General features: G+C 39.0%; 16 protein-coding genes and 1 pseudogene. 3 read left to right on the forward strand and 14 right to left on the reverse strand.

Features of this window, described 5'->3' with window-relative positions; translation table 11 throughout:
• Positions 1-6 precede the first annotated feature (6 nt).
• The 3 genes from ACJROX_RS27680 to ACJROX_RS27690 are packed head-to-tail and all read right to left on the reverse strand — an operon-like array spanning position 7 to position 3,717.
• A complete protein-coding gene (locus ACJROX_RS27680; protein WP_408008394.1) occupies positions 7-231 on the reverse strand; it encodes a hypothetical protein in 225 nt (74 codons plus the stop codon).
• 22 nt (positions 232-253) lie between these two features.
• Entirely contained in the window at positions 254-1,090 is an 837-nt protein-coding gene (locus ACJROX_RS27685; protein ID WP_408008395.1) for a replication-relaxation family protein, read from the reverse strand.
• A 17-nt stretch (positions 1,091-1,107) separates the two neighbouring features.
• Entirely contained in the window at positions 1,108-3,717 is a 2,610-nt protein-coding gene (locus ACJROX_RS27690; RefSeq protein WP_408011807.1) for a helicase HerA domain-containing protein, read from the reverse strand.
• A 516-nt stretch (positions 3,718-4,233) separates the two neighbouring features.
• On the opposite strand from ACJROX_RS27690, the pseudogene ACJROX_RS27695 reads away from it, so the two are divergent.
• Positions 4,234-4,314: pseudogene (locus ACJROX_RS27695) on the forward strand (recombinase family protein); the annotation flags it as partial.
• Between the two features lie 668 nt (positions 4,315-4,982).
• Here the strand turns inward: ACJROX_RS27695 and ACJROX_RS27700 are convergent.
• The 6 genes from ACJROX_RS27700 to ACJROX_RS27725 all read right to left on the reverse strand — a co-directional run bounded on the left by ACJROX_RS27700 (position 4,983) and on the right by ACJROX_RS27725 (position 8,730).
• The gene (locus tag ACJROX_RS27700; RefSeq protein WP_408008396.1) at positions 4,983-5,558 is read right to left on the reverse strand and encodes an NAD(P)H oxidoreductase; all 576 of its coding nucleotides are present in this window, start codon (positions 5,556-5,558) and stop codon (positions 4,983-4,985) included.
• A gap of 115 nt (positions 5,559-5,673) precedes the next feature.
• On the reverse strand, positions 5,674-5,988 hold the full coding sequence (locus ACJROX_RS27705) for an ArsR/SmtB family transcription factor (RefSeq protein WP_408008397.1): 315 nt from the start codon (positions 5,986-5,988) through the stop codon (positions 5,674-5,676).
• A 72-nt stretch (positions 5,989-6,060) separates the two neighbouring features.
• Complete coding sequence (locus ACJROX_RS27710; RefSeq protein ID WP_408008398.1) at positions 6,061-6,792, reverse strand: alpha/beta fold hydrolase; 732 nt, start codon at positions 6,790-6,792, stop codon at positions 6,061-6,063.
• A 664-nt stretch (positions 6,793-7,456) separates the two neighbouring features.
• On the reverse strand, positions 7,457-8,002 hold the full coding sequence (locus ACJROX_RS27715; RefSeq protein ID WP_408008399.1) for an alpha/beta fold hydrolase: 546 nt from the start codon (positions 8,000-8,002) through the stop codon (positions 7,457-7,459).
• A complete protein-coding gene (locus ACJROX_RS27720) occupies positions 7,999-8,208 on the reverse strand; it encodes an alpha/beta fold hydrolase (RefSeq protein ID WP_408011809.1) in 210 nt (69 codons plus the stop codon). The genes ACJROX_RS27715 and ACJROX_RS27720 overlap by 4 nt, the downstream gene beginning before the upstream one ends.
• Before the next feature lie 45 nt (positions 8,209-8,253).
• A complete protein-coding gene (locus ACJROX_RS27725; protein WP_408008400.1) occupies positions 8,254-8,730 on the reverse strand; it encodes a DinB family protein in 477 nt (158 codons plus the stop codon).
• A gap of 146 nt (positions 8,731-8,876) precedes the next feature.
• On the opposite strand from ACJROX_RS27725, the gene ACJROX_RS27730 reads away from it, so the two are divergent.
• Complete coding sequence (locus ACJROX_RS27730; RefSeq protein ID WP_408008401.1) at positions 8,877-9,179, forward strand: LysR family transcriptional regulator; 303 nt, start codon at positions 8,877-8,879, stop codon at positions 9,177-9,179.
• Between the two features lie 10 nt (positions 9,180-9,189).
• On the forward strand, positions 9,190-9,780 hold the full coding sequence (locus tag ACJROX_RS27735; RefSeq protein ID WP_408008402.1) for a LysR family transcriptional regulator substrate-binding protein: 591 nt from the start codon (positions 9,190-9,192) through the stop codon (positions 9,778-9,780).
• Between the two features lie 344 nt (positions 9,781-10,124).
• On the opposite strand, the gene ACJROX_RS27740 is transcribed toward ACJROX_RS27735, so the two are convergent.
• From ACJROX_RS27740 to ACJROX_RS27760, 5 genes are all read right to left on the reverse strand, one after another.
• Complete coding sequence (locus tag ACJROX_RS27740) at positions 10,125-10,505, reverse strand: hypothetical protein (RefSeq protein WP_408008403.1); 381 nt, start codon at positions 10,503-10,505, stop codon at positions 10,125-10,127.
• Between the two features lie 584 nt (positions 10,506-11,089).
• Positions 11,090-11,467, reverse strand: a complete 378-nt coding sequence (locus ACJROX_RS27745) for a VOC family protein (RefSeq protein WP_408008404.1) — start codon at positions 11,465-11,467, stop codon at positions 11,090-11,092.
• Between the two features lie 29 nt (positions 11,468-11,496).
• The gene (locus ACJROX_RS27750) at positions 11,497-13,110 is read right to left on the reverse strand and encodes a sigma-54-dependent Fis family transcriptional regulator (protein WP_408008405.1); all 1,614 of its coding nucleotides are present in this window, start codon (positions 13,108-13,110) and stop codon (positions 11,497-11,499) included.
• Between the two features lie 196 nt (positions 13,111-13,306).
• Positions 13,307-14,698: a dihydrolipoyl dehydrogenase gene (gene lpdA, locus ACJROX_RS27755; RefSeq protein ID WP_408008406.1), complete on the reverse strand. Its 1,392-nt coding sequence runs from the start codon at positions 14,696-14,698 to the stop codon at positions 13,307-13,309.
• A 10-nt stretch (positions 14,699-14,708) separates the two neighbouring features.
• Positions 14,709-16,007 (reverse strand): dihydrolipoamide acetyltransferase family protein, encoded by a 1,299-nt coding sequence (locus ACJROX_RS27760; protein WP_408008407.1) that lies wholly within the window; start codon positions 16,005-16,007, stop codon positions 14,709-14,711.
• Positions 16,008-16,020: the final 13 nt, after the last annotated feature.

The raw sequence follows: 16,020 nt of genomic DNA on the forward strand, positions 1-16,020 counted from the left end.
CCTCTTTTAACCTCCGAAAACCGCTTTGGTTACATTTGTCCCGACCTTTACTAGTAGTTCTGGGTTGAAGACAAGCGCACCGATGAGCGATCCAACGATGAAAAATCCAATCAATGCCGCGAATGATTTCTTTATGATCAAGAAAGATGCGAATATTACTACCAAGGCTAGAAACACCGGTTGAAATTGTGCTGCTATTAAGTCGAAAAAATTTTGGCCTGCATCTAACATATAAATTCCTCCTATTATTTGGTCATTTAATAATTTTTTCTGCTAAATGGTATCTCTGGTTCTCGTCTTTGGAATCTTTCGCTTTGAAAATTTGGCCATATGGATCTTTTCTTATTTGTTCATACGTCGTGTACAAAACGCCCGCTATATGGCTTGTATCACATCCTTTCGAATGTCTTATAAGGCCTTCTATTTCGTTTTGCTTATTTGAAATGAAGAGGATCCTCGGTGTGTTAACTTCTAAAGCGATGTGCTTTTGGTATCCTTGTATTTTGCAATATTTGTTATATCGTTGAAGTTTGTTTCGCGTCACCTCGATCATTTGTTTACTTCTTTCAAGTTCAAGCATGAAAGAGAAAGGTTTGCTTGCTTTCGGGTGATCCAGGAGAACAACCCCGTCTGGTCGAATAACCTCTGATCCGTTGTCGTTTCCGTATTTGAAAAATCCTCTCCTTTCATTCAACCAATCAACTAGTTCAAACTCTTCTTGCTTATTTTGAAAAGACGCTTTTACCATGGCCATTTCCAAGCTGTGATGAATGGTTAAAGGTGTTCGCTCGGTCCAACGTTGATCAAAATCCACCCAACCAAGTATTTGTCGTACTTCCGAAATCCCCTTTTTGTCTAAAGTAAAGGCTTTTTTAGAAGTTCCCTGGTGCCCCATCGTAAGGATCGGCAATCGGTAAGACCTAATATATCCCTCCTCTTCAAGTCTTTTCGTTCGCTCGTAAATCAAAGGAAGAGAACTACTTGAGTAAATCACTTCTTTCAGGTACTCAATGTCTAAGAACGTCATATGGTACAGGTCTACAAAGAAGTTGTAGTCTCTTTGTGTTAGCAGCAAATTTTTCTTCGTCATTAAAAAAAAACACCATCCTAGAAAAAATCATCATCATTGTTTTGATCTACAGGATCCGATCTCTTTTGATTATTAGGGAAAGCTAATACTTTGCCTCTCTGTGGTTCGGGTTCGATTGCAGGTTCGATTTCTACTTTTGGTTCGGGTTTAAGATCCTCTCTCTGATCACATTCAAAGAACATTTCATCTACTTCTTCTAAGTCAACACCTAAGTATTTAGCTATCTGGTCATCAACTTTGGAATAATGTAATCCGTCTCTTTCTTGCAGCTCCCTAGCCTTTTCACGGGACCAATCAAAACCGGCTATCATCTCCTTTTCGTTTTGGTAATCCGCTGTTTCTCCATCTGGTTTGTAAACGTATGGTGGATCTGTAACGACAGTACAGGTTGTGATCTTATGCTGGTTGTTCTTGCCTTTGTACTTAGAAAAAACAGCAGCGGTTAAACTCGGTAAATCTTGAAGATATTCTGCTGAGAATTTTCCATTGGTCATTGCTTCAATTTGTGCTGCGGATTCATCCCCCTGGGTTCCTGATATGATCGTTCCCATGTTTCCACCGATGGCCTTTCTTAACCAGGGTTGAAACTGTCCCATGTACTGAGTCATCAAGCCAAGGCCAAGGCTGTATTTTCGGTCAAATGCAATGATTGTTTCCATGATCGGGATCTGTACCAGGTGCGCTTCATCGACAAACAACATATGAAACTTGGAACCAGTTACCCTTTTAGTGGCCTGTTGGTGATATTGTGTCATTAAATGGCCCATGATTAAGGTTGTTTCAATCCTGCTAAGACCTTTTATATCAACTAAAACGATGTGTCCTTCATCCATCCATCGCTTTAAATCGAAGCTGAATTTTGATTGGCCAAAAATACGGCGCATATATTCGCTCGATATAAAAGGACTGGTTCGGGTATATACCGTATCCGCTACGTTTCGAAGTTCTTTTTCGTTTACTTTCTCCCAAAAGTCAGTTAATACAGGATCCGAAACACTTTTTAGAACTTCTTTTCTAAAGAAACCGTCGGTCGTCATCCTGTTGACTCCCAAAATGTTATGGCTCCTCTTATCTTTTAAAAGGGATAACACCACATGATCGAGGTATTTTTGCATCCTGGGAGCTCCGGTGTTATCGAATGCTGTATCCAGTAAATCCATGATGTTGTTTTTTACTGCATTGCTATCCTCGCCCGCTCCCTGGTGTAGAAGGTTTAAAGAGACCGGAAAATCACTTTCTTTCATAGAAATGTAGTGAACTTTTTCCCATGGTACGGCCTTTCCTTCTGTCTCAGCCTTTAAGAGTCGATTTAATGCGGTTAATGCTGTTTCTTGTGCGGGATCAAATAGCGTGAAACCTGGTGCTTTATTCGGATTTTCGATCCAGGCATCGATCATGGATTGGATGGCCGTAAGGGCTAAAGCTGATTTCCCAGCACCCGTTTTCCCTGTAAGGGCAAAATGCTGTTTAAAGATTTCATCCGGTATTTTCACTTCTCGATCTTTAACGAAAGGGTGTTTCATCTTTCCGATCGTGATACCGTGCGAAAACTCGTTCTTATTAAGGTTCCGCTCTCCTTTCTCCAGGTGCGGGATATCCTCAGCTGCATCATGTCTCATGTCTGGTAAATGAACCATTTGTTCAAGTTCTTGACCGGTCCAATCCATTACATGTTTCATAGGGTACGGACATTTTTTAATTGGCTTGCTATGCTTTCGAAGGATTAACCGGTTTTCACCGTTCATCATGGTTCCGATACTATTTGCAATCGAATACAAGGTAGCTTTGCTACTTCCTAAAATTGATACTGATACATGAAAGGATTCATCCCGACCCGATAAACGGGTACTGATTGCCTTGAATCTTTCCTTTTCGTAAGAATCCATATCAGATATCTTGCTATAATCTTTCCTCATAGCCTTTTCAGCTTTTCTTAATTTCCTACGTATTTTGTAATTGCTACCTGGAGAAAAGGTTACATCGATCCAGGTATCTTTCTCCATGAACGAAACCATGTTCCCGATCCCGTCAATCCCTTCAAAAGGTATTAACGGCAGCCTCTTATCAAGGCCCTTTGTCGAAAACGTCATCCTTCCCCCGCTTCCCTCGGATCCACTTAGTGGAATTCCTTCAACCTTGTGAAATTCCGCTTCTGGGTACGCATTTTCAAGCGTTTTGATAATTCCGGTCTGACGATCTCCGGGACAACCGATGTAAAAACTTATTTCTTCGTTTTCGTCCTTGTGGATCAACCATTGAAACCATTCGCGGCCTTTTAGGAAGCGGATGTAAAACGGCCTCCTGTATCCTATAAATTGTTCAATCATTTCTCGTATGCGGGTAGGATTGTTTCTTTGTTCGATGTGCGGAATCATTCGAAAGTATTTGTACTGTGTTTTCTCCTTCTTTCGTGTTGTATAATGCCTCGTTATGGCTCCCCCTAGCAAACAAGTTCCACCTATAGCAAGTGCACCTATACCTTTTTGGATGTAGGGATACAGATTTGTTACTACCTCAGGGTTATTTGATAAGTAAAAATACCCTACTACTGATCCCCATAATGGAGAAGACTTTAGGAAGACTTTAGTTAGTTTTTTGAGTTCTTCTTCCTTACCTTTCGTCACCATTACCAAGGAAAATCGCCTCCTTTCGGTGCATCATTCGGATGCTATAAATTAAATAGGGATAGATCTGGTAAGGGTCGCTGTAATTTAGCCGTTTTTTATAAGGATCCATAAACCCTTAATATAAAAGGCTAAATTTACTTTAACAGGACCATATGTTGCCCCGTATGTAGAAATTCAGGTAAAAAAAATAACCCGATCAACTAAACAATATGTGATTCAATATGTACCCTGATCAAATTAAGGGTAAAAAGGAAATGCAACCAAATCATGGTATAAATTTAAATTTTCTTAATATTTAAAACAGAATTCTAGGGAATTTATAATCAGGATCCAGGGGACAGGAATTTTTAATGTGCGTTTTGTACAGTCTACAGAAGTAACGTTAATTAAACGTTACTTAAACGTTAAGCAAACGTTAATTTAAGGGCCTGAAATTTACATCGAATGGAGAATAAAAAAAGCCATGGAATTTGAAGCAGGATCCGATGGCCACAACAATTTACAAATGCTTCTCTCAATATTTTAGGTTCATTTGCACAGTTCGAACGAGATTTGATCGTAGAACGTACCGCAGAAGGCAGAGAATTAGCCAAGCAACCCAGCCCTGAGGAAAAATGATTACTTATTGGTCAGTCACATTACTACTCGTAGATTTTGTTGCCGTAACCCATGAATCACAAATCGGACAAGGCAAATCATACTTTCGTTGTTTCGATTGTCGAAAAAACAAAGCGGACTATAGTCATTCTCCACCCGAAGTATGTCCTTTTATAATTGAGTAATTTTGCCTCATATACTCGTATACTTAATAAAGATGACAAATCTGCACCGTTTGTCACAGGCAATAAAAAGAGAATTTCTTGAAGGGTAGTCTTCATTAAAACATATGAATTTCTATAAAAACTATCTAAAGTGATATTATCCCTCTAAGTGGGATATCGGCAACATTTTGATGTAAATCCTACGCTAAGAAACCCAAATATAAAAAGCCTAACTCCTCAATACAATGTTATAAACGAGAATTAGGCTTTTATTACTTCACAATCGCTCCCGATTCTAATGATCAAACTGTTATACTCAAAATAAGAGGAAAGGATGAAGCTGGATAAAAAAACGTTGGGTGGCAGCCCTTCTTCGGATGAACGTTTTAAAAATTAGTTATTTATATTTTATAAGCAAGAGGCCCCCCCGATTCTTGAATACAACATTTTTTAACCCATTTTTAGCGGAAAGGTCACATAGTCGCATTAAGAAAACCTCAAAACTTAATATTTGGCGTAGTGCAGTCCTAGATTATAAGCTTGAGTCAACCACTCTTTCATATATCCGGGCTGTACATTTATGGTTTCATATAAAAGTTCGAATTGCGAATTTTGGATTCCGCAATAATTCGCCAAACCAACATTGAAATATCTTGACATCATCTTATCGTACTGCCTCTTCTCAAAACGCTCAATTGGTGCACCGGCTAGGCTTAGCCATAACACTTTTTCATGCTTAAGCTTTCCTGGTCCGTAAGCAAACCCATAGTTCCAAACGCGATCTATATACCCTTTTAGTAGGGCGGGCATGCTCCACCACCAGAGTGGAAAAATAAAAGCTAGGGCATCATGTCTTTTCATGCGTTCTATTTCGGTTTCAACCTCTGAAGAGTATTGTTGAACCTCGTTTGACCAATCAGGTTCATCCTCTTCCCAAAGTACGGGATTGAAACCGCTACGATATAGATCTAATACCTCTGTTTCGTGACCAGCTTTTTTAAGGCCTTCGACGAAATGACCAGCAACTTTAAAAGTCAAAGAGTTCTCTCTAGGATGAGTAACAACTGTCAGTACCTTCACTATGATCCCTTCTTTCCTTTAGTTTTTTTCCAGAATAAATCGTTAGTATTTAGACTGACCCAAAAACATATTTATATATCGGGAAATATCGATATATATGGATAAGAAAAACCAATTAAAGTTTTTCTTTTAAGTATACGGATACATCTTGAATCGTTTTTTCATTTCTTCGGTAGTAAGTCCATTTTCCGTGTCGTTCAGATTTCAACAAGCCAGCCTTCTGCATCATAGCTAGATATTGAGATGTCGTTGATTGTGACAATTGTGCTTTCTTTTGAATAACACCTACGCATACGCCACCTTTTTCATCAATATTTTTTGGATCTTTGCCCGGGGGATTGTCAAAGTGTTTTTTTGGTTCTTTCAACCATCTCAATATTTCTATGCGTGTTTCATTTGATAGGGATTTAAAAATATCGATATACTTCATACTTTTAAACTAATCGACTTTTCCCGATATGTCAATGTAAAGAATTTAAAAGTTAACCGGAATAAGATCGGTTTATAATTTAGCCCTCATCTCCTTAATAGCATTTATAACAGCTTTAGGATCGTCAATGTGGATAGCGTGTCCAGCCTTTTTAATAATAAGATGATTACTTTTTGATGAGAGATTGGCAAGTTCCTTCTGAAATTCCATCCATTGAGCCATAGATTGTGTAGTATGATAGGACTGTGTACCACCAGTAATAACGAGAAGAGGAACGCTTCCAAGTTTTGCTCCCCTTACTTGCTCCAAACTTTCTTCAAATTCATTTAGCGTAGCCTCTACAACAAATTGCCCTAAATACTCTTTTCGTACTTTCTCTGAAAATAACGGAACCATTATCTTATTTTGATCTTCGTGAACGGAGTCTAACAGAATTATTCCTGCAACCTCTTCTGGATACTTACTAGCATATAATCTGACATTTACACCCCCGAAGGAATGTCCTACAAGAAAATATGGTGGTTTGATATCTGCCTTTTTTAGTAGATTTCTAAGGTTCTTGATAATTTGAATACTATGTTTTGGTTTATTACTTTTCCCGCTTCTGCCAACACCGTCCCTATCATAAAAGAACAAATTTGCAAACTTCGAAACATCGTTCCTAATTGGATTCCAGTTATTCAAATCCCAACCATATCCAGATTCAAACACAATTGTTATATTGTTTGTAGAACCTTCAATATATTCATAATATAGTTCATTTCCTTCTATATTCACCTTTTGTCCAACAGTACTTATAGCCATAAATCCTCCTAAAATATTTGTCTATAATAGAGAGATTCCTCAACTTTATTCAACAATCTTGCCTAACTCTTGAGCATGTATGGATCCAGTTGCTTATTCAGCAAGTACCCCCGATAACAAAAAAACGACCGCGCAATTCAATATTCTTGAATTGTTATTGTTTAAGACTTTGAGTATTTATTTTGTTAGCATATTCCTAATAATCTATTACTTTAATAACATGTGTCCAATACAGAACCGTTCCGACAAAGTCGCGGATGTTTAGCCCTAGCATTTTGTAATTGTCTTCTTGTGGACAGTAGAAACGGCGTTTTCAATAAACGTGACTTTACACCTGTCGTAACCAGCAATGGCGGTGAATAGACAGCAAGATTCCGTATTAAACCCTGTAACTGACTTAATTTGAATATTGCATAATTTTCCTTTAATAGATTATTTATAACCTAAATATCCTGATATTAAAACAAGCTCCAAGATCTGACACGATTGATTAAAACCATCAGTTTTAAAACGGTTCAAACCGAGGAATCAATCATAGGGTAAGATATTGCAGAAGCGCCAAACGAGTGCTTTCCCCTTCATGGAAAAACACTCGTTTGTTTTGTGAATTCTCTTTAACAGGGTTCCATCTCTTTCTGTTTGATAATTGACAGAAGATCCTTTGTTAGTCGTTCAGCATGGGTAAGCCATGTGGACCGTTCTCGTATACAATGAACTTATTATCCGGTATAAGCTGTGTTGATTTCTCTCCAGATATCTCCATAGGCATTGACTGGTCGCTGTCACCGTGAATGATCAACGCAGGAACATCGATTTTACGTATTTCATCTCGAAAATCAGTCTCGATAACCGTTTCATAACAGTCAAGAACAGCCTTAAAGGAAGTATGGAGCATATCCCATCTGGTCCATTCACCAATCTTTGTTGAAACGTTACACCCAGGAAGCCCTACACCAAAGTAAGGTTGTTCAGCCTCAAAAAGCCAGCTTGGAAAATCTCTTTTCCATGCATCGCGCATCGAATCAATAAAGCCTCTATCGAACCCGTCCGGATTATCCGCCGTCTTTAATGGAAAAGGCACACTCCCTGCAAGCAGAACAATCCGATCGATGCGATTGCTGCCGTATCTCGTTAAATATCGGACAATCTCACCACTCCCCATCGAATGTCCTACAAGCGTAATTTCCCGGAGATCAAGATGTACGATCAAAGCATTGAGATCATCACAGCGAGCGTGTCATAGTCATATCCTTTTCCTGGACCATCCGAACGCCCGTTCCCCTTCCGGTCATACGCAATGCAACGAAGCCCTTCATTGTACAGTTCGACCATTTGATATTCCCACATCCGGGAACTGATCGCCCAGCTTGAAATGAAGACGATCGGTTTACCGTTGCCCCAATCCTTAAAGAACAGTTGTGTGTGATCTTTGGTTCATAGTAGGGCATTACATATGCCTCCCTAGACTTTTTGATATTGAAGTACTTTTAACAGGCATGAAATTGTACTAAAGTGCATACTTTCATGGACGATTGCAAAGTTGAAGACCTCTCCAAACGTTTCAAATTTCAGTGGACCAAGCTCTTTCGGTGGATCCATTTGTTTGTCGAAGACACTAGGATCAATCTCAGAAAAGCCGGAAAGCTGCCTTGATAGATTTTGAAGAAGCTCTTCTTTTGTTGGAGGAATGTCGCTCCAATCAACCGGCTTTGTTCCTGGTTTGAATAATGATCCGTAGTTATTTGGAAGTCTTGAATCAATTGGTAGACCTAATGAAAGAAAGTACTCATGGACAAAGGCGATATGTCCCACATTCCATCGAATCGTATTATTGAATTGATCTGGTTGAACATCGAACAGCTCCTCGGGGATGGAATGAACCTGCTGGATAACCATTTGGCGGACAGATGCGGCCATGCTTAACAATGCACTAGACATAATAATAAAACCTCCATTCATTTTTTAAAAATTCTAACAATCGGTACAACACAAGTATATCCAGCCCCCAAAACTTTATCAATGCAGTGTTTCTTATCATTATGATAAGTTATAATTATGATAATATTTGGAAAGAGGGCGATAGCATGGAATTGCGGCAGTTGGAATACTTCATGGTGGTCTATGAAGAGCTTCATTTTTCAAGAGCAGCAGAGAAAATTATGGTTTCACAGCCTAACTTGAGCCAGCAGATCAAGTTACTGGAAAGTGAATTGGGTGCCCCCCTCTTTAATCGTATCGATAAACGGATCACGATTACAGAAGCAGGTGAACTGTTATATGAACAGTGCAAGCATATTTTTTTGCATATTAAACAAGCACAGGAAAGCATTTCGGAACTTAAACAGCTGAAAGGCGGTTCCCTTACCATCGGAGTTCTGCCTCGGTGATGCAGACCTTATGTTCAATTCTTTGCTATTGGATTTCCACAATACATACCCGAATGTTTCCATATCCCTGATTGAAACAAGCCAGGTGACCGATCAAGTCATTGAGGGCAAGATTGATATTGGGGTAACCACATCCCCCGATCCAGATGAACGGATCATGCAAATTCCACTTTTCCATGAGGAATTCTCCTTGGCCGTCTTGAAAGAAACAACACTTGCAAAGAAAAAGTCGGTTCCACTTTCAGATCTGCAAGAGGTGAACACCGTCCTGTTCCCTCCTGATCATCAGTGCCGCCAATTAATTGATCATCATTGTCAAGCAGGGGGATTCCGAATGAAACCGAAAATGGAAACAACCACCTTATCCTCGTTGCTCACCATGGTTGAAAAGGGGATCGGTGCAACGATTCTGCCAAGACTTCTAATCGAAAATCTTCCAAATAAGAACATTCAACTCATCAAAATTACGAACCCCACACCAAGCCAAAATATTTGTCTCATATATCGAACGGATAAATACTTAGGATTTGCAGCAAAGACATTTATACAAACAGTTGAGGATTATATTCAAGCAGCAATAAAAAACACTATTATTTCATAAGAGATACGGTTAATGATTCGAATACGAAACCCTCGCCTATAAAGGTAACGGGTTCACTTGTGAGGTGCAAAAAGCAAAAACACGGACCAAATCACAAGGGAAATCATAGTGTACGTGTAATTATTCAAAGTATAATTCACATCAAATAGGCTTAGAGGGAATATCCTCTAACCCTATTTCTTTTTAATGATTGCTTCAATTAAAGCCTCTTTACCGGAATAACGGAAGCATTTCAATTACTCTGAATTACGCCCTTTTAGTGTAACAAGAATTCCATTATTATCTATTTAACGCGTTATTTAATCCTTGTATCCATTCTTGAATATGAAATATCATTCATTTGTTCATTTAGTTTTTACTGAGATAGCTGGGGAAATATTGATAACCCGACAATCTTCTAGGTCATTTTCCTTTAAAATACCAAGGTTAATCGCTGCTTTCATTTTGTCGATATCCGGTTTTTTCACCATTAAATCTTCTAATTTTAGTTCCTCTAATTTCTCTACCGTCTTCGCTTCATTAAATTTCTCAATTGCTCTAACTTGCCTTTGTAATATGTAATCCCCAACTGTTACTTGCCCTTTAACACTTTCGCCTACCGTCTCATCAAAGTAATTATGGAATTGCTTTTTCATTTCCTTCATGGCAGATTCAATTTCCTTTTTCTTTTGATTAAGCCTATAAAATTTTTCAAGCATTGCTTCTGTTACTTGATATTCACCCATACTTACACTCCCCATATAAACTAGATATATCATCTTATGGGGTTAATAAATTATGTATGACTAAATATAATTGGGAATATAAAAGTAAACTAAATATGTATTATTTCACAATGATTCGTAATACAACCTATAATCTCATTTTGAAGTCGTATTCTTACAATTCTTAGACAGGTGAATGTATATAAAGGTTATTCTCTCTTGCGATGTTCTTTTCCGGGGTAGCGAAAGATAATAGTACTTTTAATTTAGGCTGAATGTATGCATTTAATTTCTTTCATAAAACACACCCCTTCTTTCATGAACCTACCTCTTTACTTTAATAGGAGCTCTTCTCCTTCTTGAAGAAAAGCCCCTTTAACAGAACAATGGACGCAATCCGATCATTCCAGTGCATTTTGCTTTGATATTTATTTGTTTGCACCTCTGACGAAAAAAAAGAGCATTGGTTACGTTTTTCATTTCATTTAATTTAGATTACAGCACTTTTTTGGAGTGGCTTTTTAGTGAACGGTCTTACGTACACTATCAAGAAAAAATTAGAAGATTGATAGCATTTTGGTTTGATACAGTAAGAGTAATCGTCTTCACCTTTCGACTAATTCTAGCTTTTCTCCATCCGGTCCCTCGAAAAACGCAATTTTGATATGCTCCTTTAACACGATTCGAGGCTCAAAATCCACCATTTTAACATCCAGTTGGTTCAGTCTGTTAATTTCTTCTTCGATATTATCAACGGTAAAAGCAAGGTGATTCACTTTTCCTTCAACTTCGATTTCGCCTTTACCACTTATCAATTCAATCTCCACATTCGAATGGTTAGGATAGGACAAGAATGCGAGCTCTACTTGTTCATTTAGAAATTGTCTTGAACGTAAGGACAGACCTAAAACAGTTTCATAAAAATGAATAGATCGATCCATGTTGCTTACAACAATGCCAATATGCTCTATTTTTTTTATCATTACTTAAATCTCCTGTCGTGTATGAAATATTAACTGATTTGATTTTTTCTCAATTTATACATATCAATCTTTTTATACAACGTTTTCCGAGTGATTCCAAGCATTTCAGAGGTTTTAGTAATATTGCCATTAAAAACATCCAGAGCTTTACGAATAGATTCCTTCTCAACTTTTTCAAGGGTGGTTAGTTCAATACTTTCATTCTGAAAAATATGATCAACCACTTTAGTAGGAAAATGTTCAATGGAAATTCTTTGTCCTTGTGTCAAGACCACGGCTCTTTCGATATAATTTTCTAATTCTCGTATATTCCCTGGCCAATGATAGTTTTCCAAATAGGAATAGATATCTTGATTGTAATCATATGTTTTAACGCCTAGCCGCGTACATATTTTTGCTAAAAGAGCGCTAAAAAGATCTGGGATATCTTCTAATCTTTCGCGAAGAGGCGGAACTTCAATTACCATAATACCTAACCGATAATATAAATCCTTACGGAATTCTTCCTTTTCTACTAACGATTCTAACGATTGGTTGGAAGCAGCTATTACACGGACGTTAATAGGGATCGGATCAACGTCTCCGACACGGGTAATTTCATTTTGTTGAAGTACCCTTAATAATTTTACCTGCATATCTTCAGACATACTATTTATTTCATCTAAAAATAACGTTCCACCATTCGCCAATTCAAACTTCCCAGGCTTCCCCCCTTTTTTTGCTCCAGTAAACGCCCCTTCTTGAAACCCGAATAATTCGCTTTCAATTAGTTGATAAGGGACCGCTCCACAATTAATGGCAACAAATGGTTTGTCCTTCCGGTTACTGGCATTATGGATAGCTTGCACAAACAATTCTTTTCCGGTACCGCTTTCCCCCTCAACGATTACTCTAGTGTCCATTTTGGCAACTTTCTTTGCAATTTGGACCGTTTCTTGCATCTTTTTACTTTTACCGATGATATCGTTAAAAGTATAGTTGTTTTTAGATGAATGGTTGATACTTTTTTGTTTATTAAAGATTTTTTCTTTAAGATATAATTCTTTTTCAATGGCTTTAACGAGAGAAACAACCATGCCTAACGTATGAGTATGTTTTAAGGAATAATGGCCTGAAAGTGTTAGAACACCAAGTAAATTTCCTTTTGTATCATGGATAGGTGCGGAGGAACATGTCCATTGATGAAAATGAACATTATAATGCTCTGGACCGGCAATTTGAATGGGGGATCGGGTACTAATAGCAACACTAATTGCATTGGTTCCAGCATTTTCTGATCGATTTGCACCAATTTCAAAATTACTTTTTTTGGCATTTTCTATAATAGATTGATCGCCTCTTACATCTAGAATATTTCCCTTATTATCTGCAAGGACAAAAATAAAGTTTGTTTCTTTTGTTAAATCACTAATCAGATTAATAAAAGGAGATACCACGTCAATCAAATACCGGTTTTTATTTAATAATTCCCTAATTTCATCCTTATCTAAAAGAGGTGGTTTTTTAAAAGGATTGACATTTGACTTTCGACAACGTATCCAAGATTCGGATACCTCTTTGCGTAAGTGTGACAAATCCCGTCCACCATTAATAAATTTTTCCCACTTGTTATACAGTTCTTTATATGTATACACTTTTTTCACCGTTCTCCCCTCACCTATAGAAATTTTTTAATAGATGGGCAGACTAAAGATTCAAAGTTTTTCAACTATTATAATAATAACACCTTATTTCCAAAAGATAAAAGACAAAATAAACATACATTAGACACCATCAGCTAAATAACGCTTGGATAAGAGAACCAAGCGTTAAAATGAAAACAACTATTTTTTAAAAGATTTATCTTGTAATGGGCTGCTTCTTCTTAGCTAACCAACGTTTCGCTACTTCCCAAATTCCTTCTGACAATGTTGGATGAGGATGTATAAGCGATGCCAATTCCTGAACGGTTCCTTCCAGTGTGATAAAAGAAGAGGCTTCTGATATCATCTCTGTTACATGTGGACCGACCATAACGATTCCAAGAATTTCATCAAATGTTTCTTCAGCAATAAGCTTCACAAAACCATTTTTCTCGTCCATCGCAAACGCTTTTCCGTTGGACCCTAAGGGTATGGTTTCGGTTCGGACCGTATATCCCTTCTTCATAGCTTCCTTTTCGGTCAACCCCACACTGGCAATCTCAGGGAGTGTATAAATACATCGTGGGACGACCTTGTAATCGACCTGTTTATCATGACCACTCGCATTCGCGGCTGCGACTATACCTTCTGCACTAGCGACATGCGCCAACTGCCACCCCCCGATCACATCACCTATTGCATAAATGTTCGGCATACTCGTCTCCATGTGATGATTGACCGCTATGAAAGAACCATTCATTTGCAAGTTGAGTTTAGTACAAGCGGATAAGTTTGGCGTCCGTCCAGATGCGAGCAAGATTTCCTCACATTCTAGAGTAAGGCGTTTTCCATCTTCTAACTCCAAATGAACTTCTTTCCCATCTACTGTTTCAGATGCGGCTTGGACTTTGGCAGACGTAAAGATGTTGACACTGTCCTTTTTTAATTTCTTTGTGATGAGTTCTGATGCATCTTCATCCTCACCCGCTATCAATCTATTTTCCATTTCAATAATTGTAACCTCGACGTCTAAGCTCGAAAAAATACAGGCGAACTCTACCCCAATGATCCCGCCCCCTATGATGACGAGGGACTTCGGAATATGATCCAACTCAAAAATCGTGTCACTCGTATGGACTGTTGTTTCGTCAACCCCATTAATCAGAGGTATAAAAGGTTTTGAACCTGTGGCAACGATAATGTTTCGTGCTGAGATGATATCTGTGCCATGGTCCGATTCGATGGAAATCCGGTGATCCTGATGGATCGTCCCCTTTCCGTTATAAATATCGACTTGTTCTTTTTGAAGTAAGGAAGCGACACCTTGACGCAGACTTTTAATGACCGTATCCTTCCGTTGCATCATTTTGTCAAAGGAGACCGAAACATTTGTGTACTCGATCCCCCATTGCCTGGCTTTTTCCATGAGTTCCAGGGCTTCGGAATGCCGTAATAAGGTTTTAGAAGGGATACAGCCTGTATTTAGACATGTACCACCCAGATGTTTCATTTCAACCAGCCCTACGGAATGGCCGTATTTCGCTGCCTCTTCTGCTGCAACATACCCGCCTGGCCCACCACCGACGACAACTGTATCATAATGTTTCATCTTTAACACCTCAAACCAATAGCTCGTATGGATTTTCTAGTATTTCCTTTAGGTCCGTGAGGAATTGGGCTGAAGGGGCACCATCAATCACACGATGGTCAAAAGAAAGGCTCAACGACATTTGTGGTCTGGCCTCGATGGTACCGTTGACGCTAACAACCTGTTCTCGGATACGTCCAACACCCAAAATGGCAGACTCCGGCTGATTGATGATGGGTGTGAACGTGTCGATGCTATACATCCCTAGATTACTGATCGTAAAGGTTCCGTCAGAGATTTGATCGGGTGATAAACGATTTTCTTTCGCTATTTGAGCTAGGGTTTTGCTTTCTTCTGTAAGCTCTGCCAAACCTTTTTTGTCAGCATTCTTGATGACAGGTACAACCAAACCGTTTGGAATTGCGACTGCAAGGCCAATATTAACGTCTGAGTGGAGATCAATACGGTCTCCGTTTAGTGATGCATTCATCATCGGATGGGCGTTCAGTGTATGAGCAACAGACTTGATGATGATTTCTGTATAAGACAAGCGATACCCCGTTTGTCGCTCGATTCTATCGAGCAGCCGTTTCCGTAATTCGATTGAAGTCATCATATCTACTTCTGTCGTTAGCGTGATATGAGGGGCCGTATGAGAGCTTTGATGCATCCGGTTTCCAACCGCTTTCCGAATGCCATGATAAGGAATAAATCGATCCCTTGGCCTCGGAACTTGTCTCATTACCTCCTCTTTTTTAACCCTTTTACCAGATGAGTCCATAACGGATAGATCATTTTGTTCAGCCACTTTTTTCGCAAGCGGAGAAACCTTCGTTTGTTGTCGGATATAAGCTTGGACATCCTTCACATGGATACGATGATTCGGACCTGTCCCATTGATTTGGTTTAGGTCGATCCCATGACTCATCGCCAACTTTCGTGCTGCCGGCGTTCGACGTGGTTTGGTGTGGACGTTGGTCGATGAAATAGGTTCTGTTTGCTCGTTTTCGCTCTCTGTCCTGTCCTCCTCTTGGCCTAGGGTTGTCCTGTGTTCGTCCTGTAAATCGCTTCTTCGATCTGGGAAGCTCTCCCCAGGTTCTCCAATATAGGCAATCGGTAACATGACCGGAACTTCTGTATCGACGTCGTATAATCTTTTAAGCAACACACCTGTGGCATTGGCTTCTACTTCGATATTGATCTTGTCAGTCATAATTTCGAGGATAGGTTCCCCTGTTTCGACCGGGTCCCCTTCTTCTTTCAGCCAACTAATGATCGTTCCCGTTTGCATAGTAGCACCGAGTTTTGGCATAACCACTTCTTCCGCCATCATCTCACCTCCT

The organism is Pseudalkalibacillus sp. A8 (genome assembly GCF_045920555.1).
In the GTDB taxonomy this organism is placed as follows: Bacteria; Bacillota; Bacilli; order Bacillales; family Fictibacillaceae; genus Pseudalkalibacillus.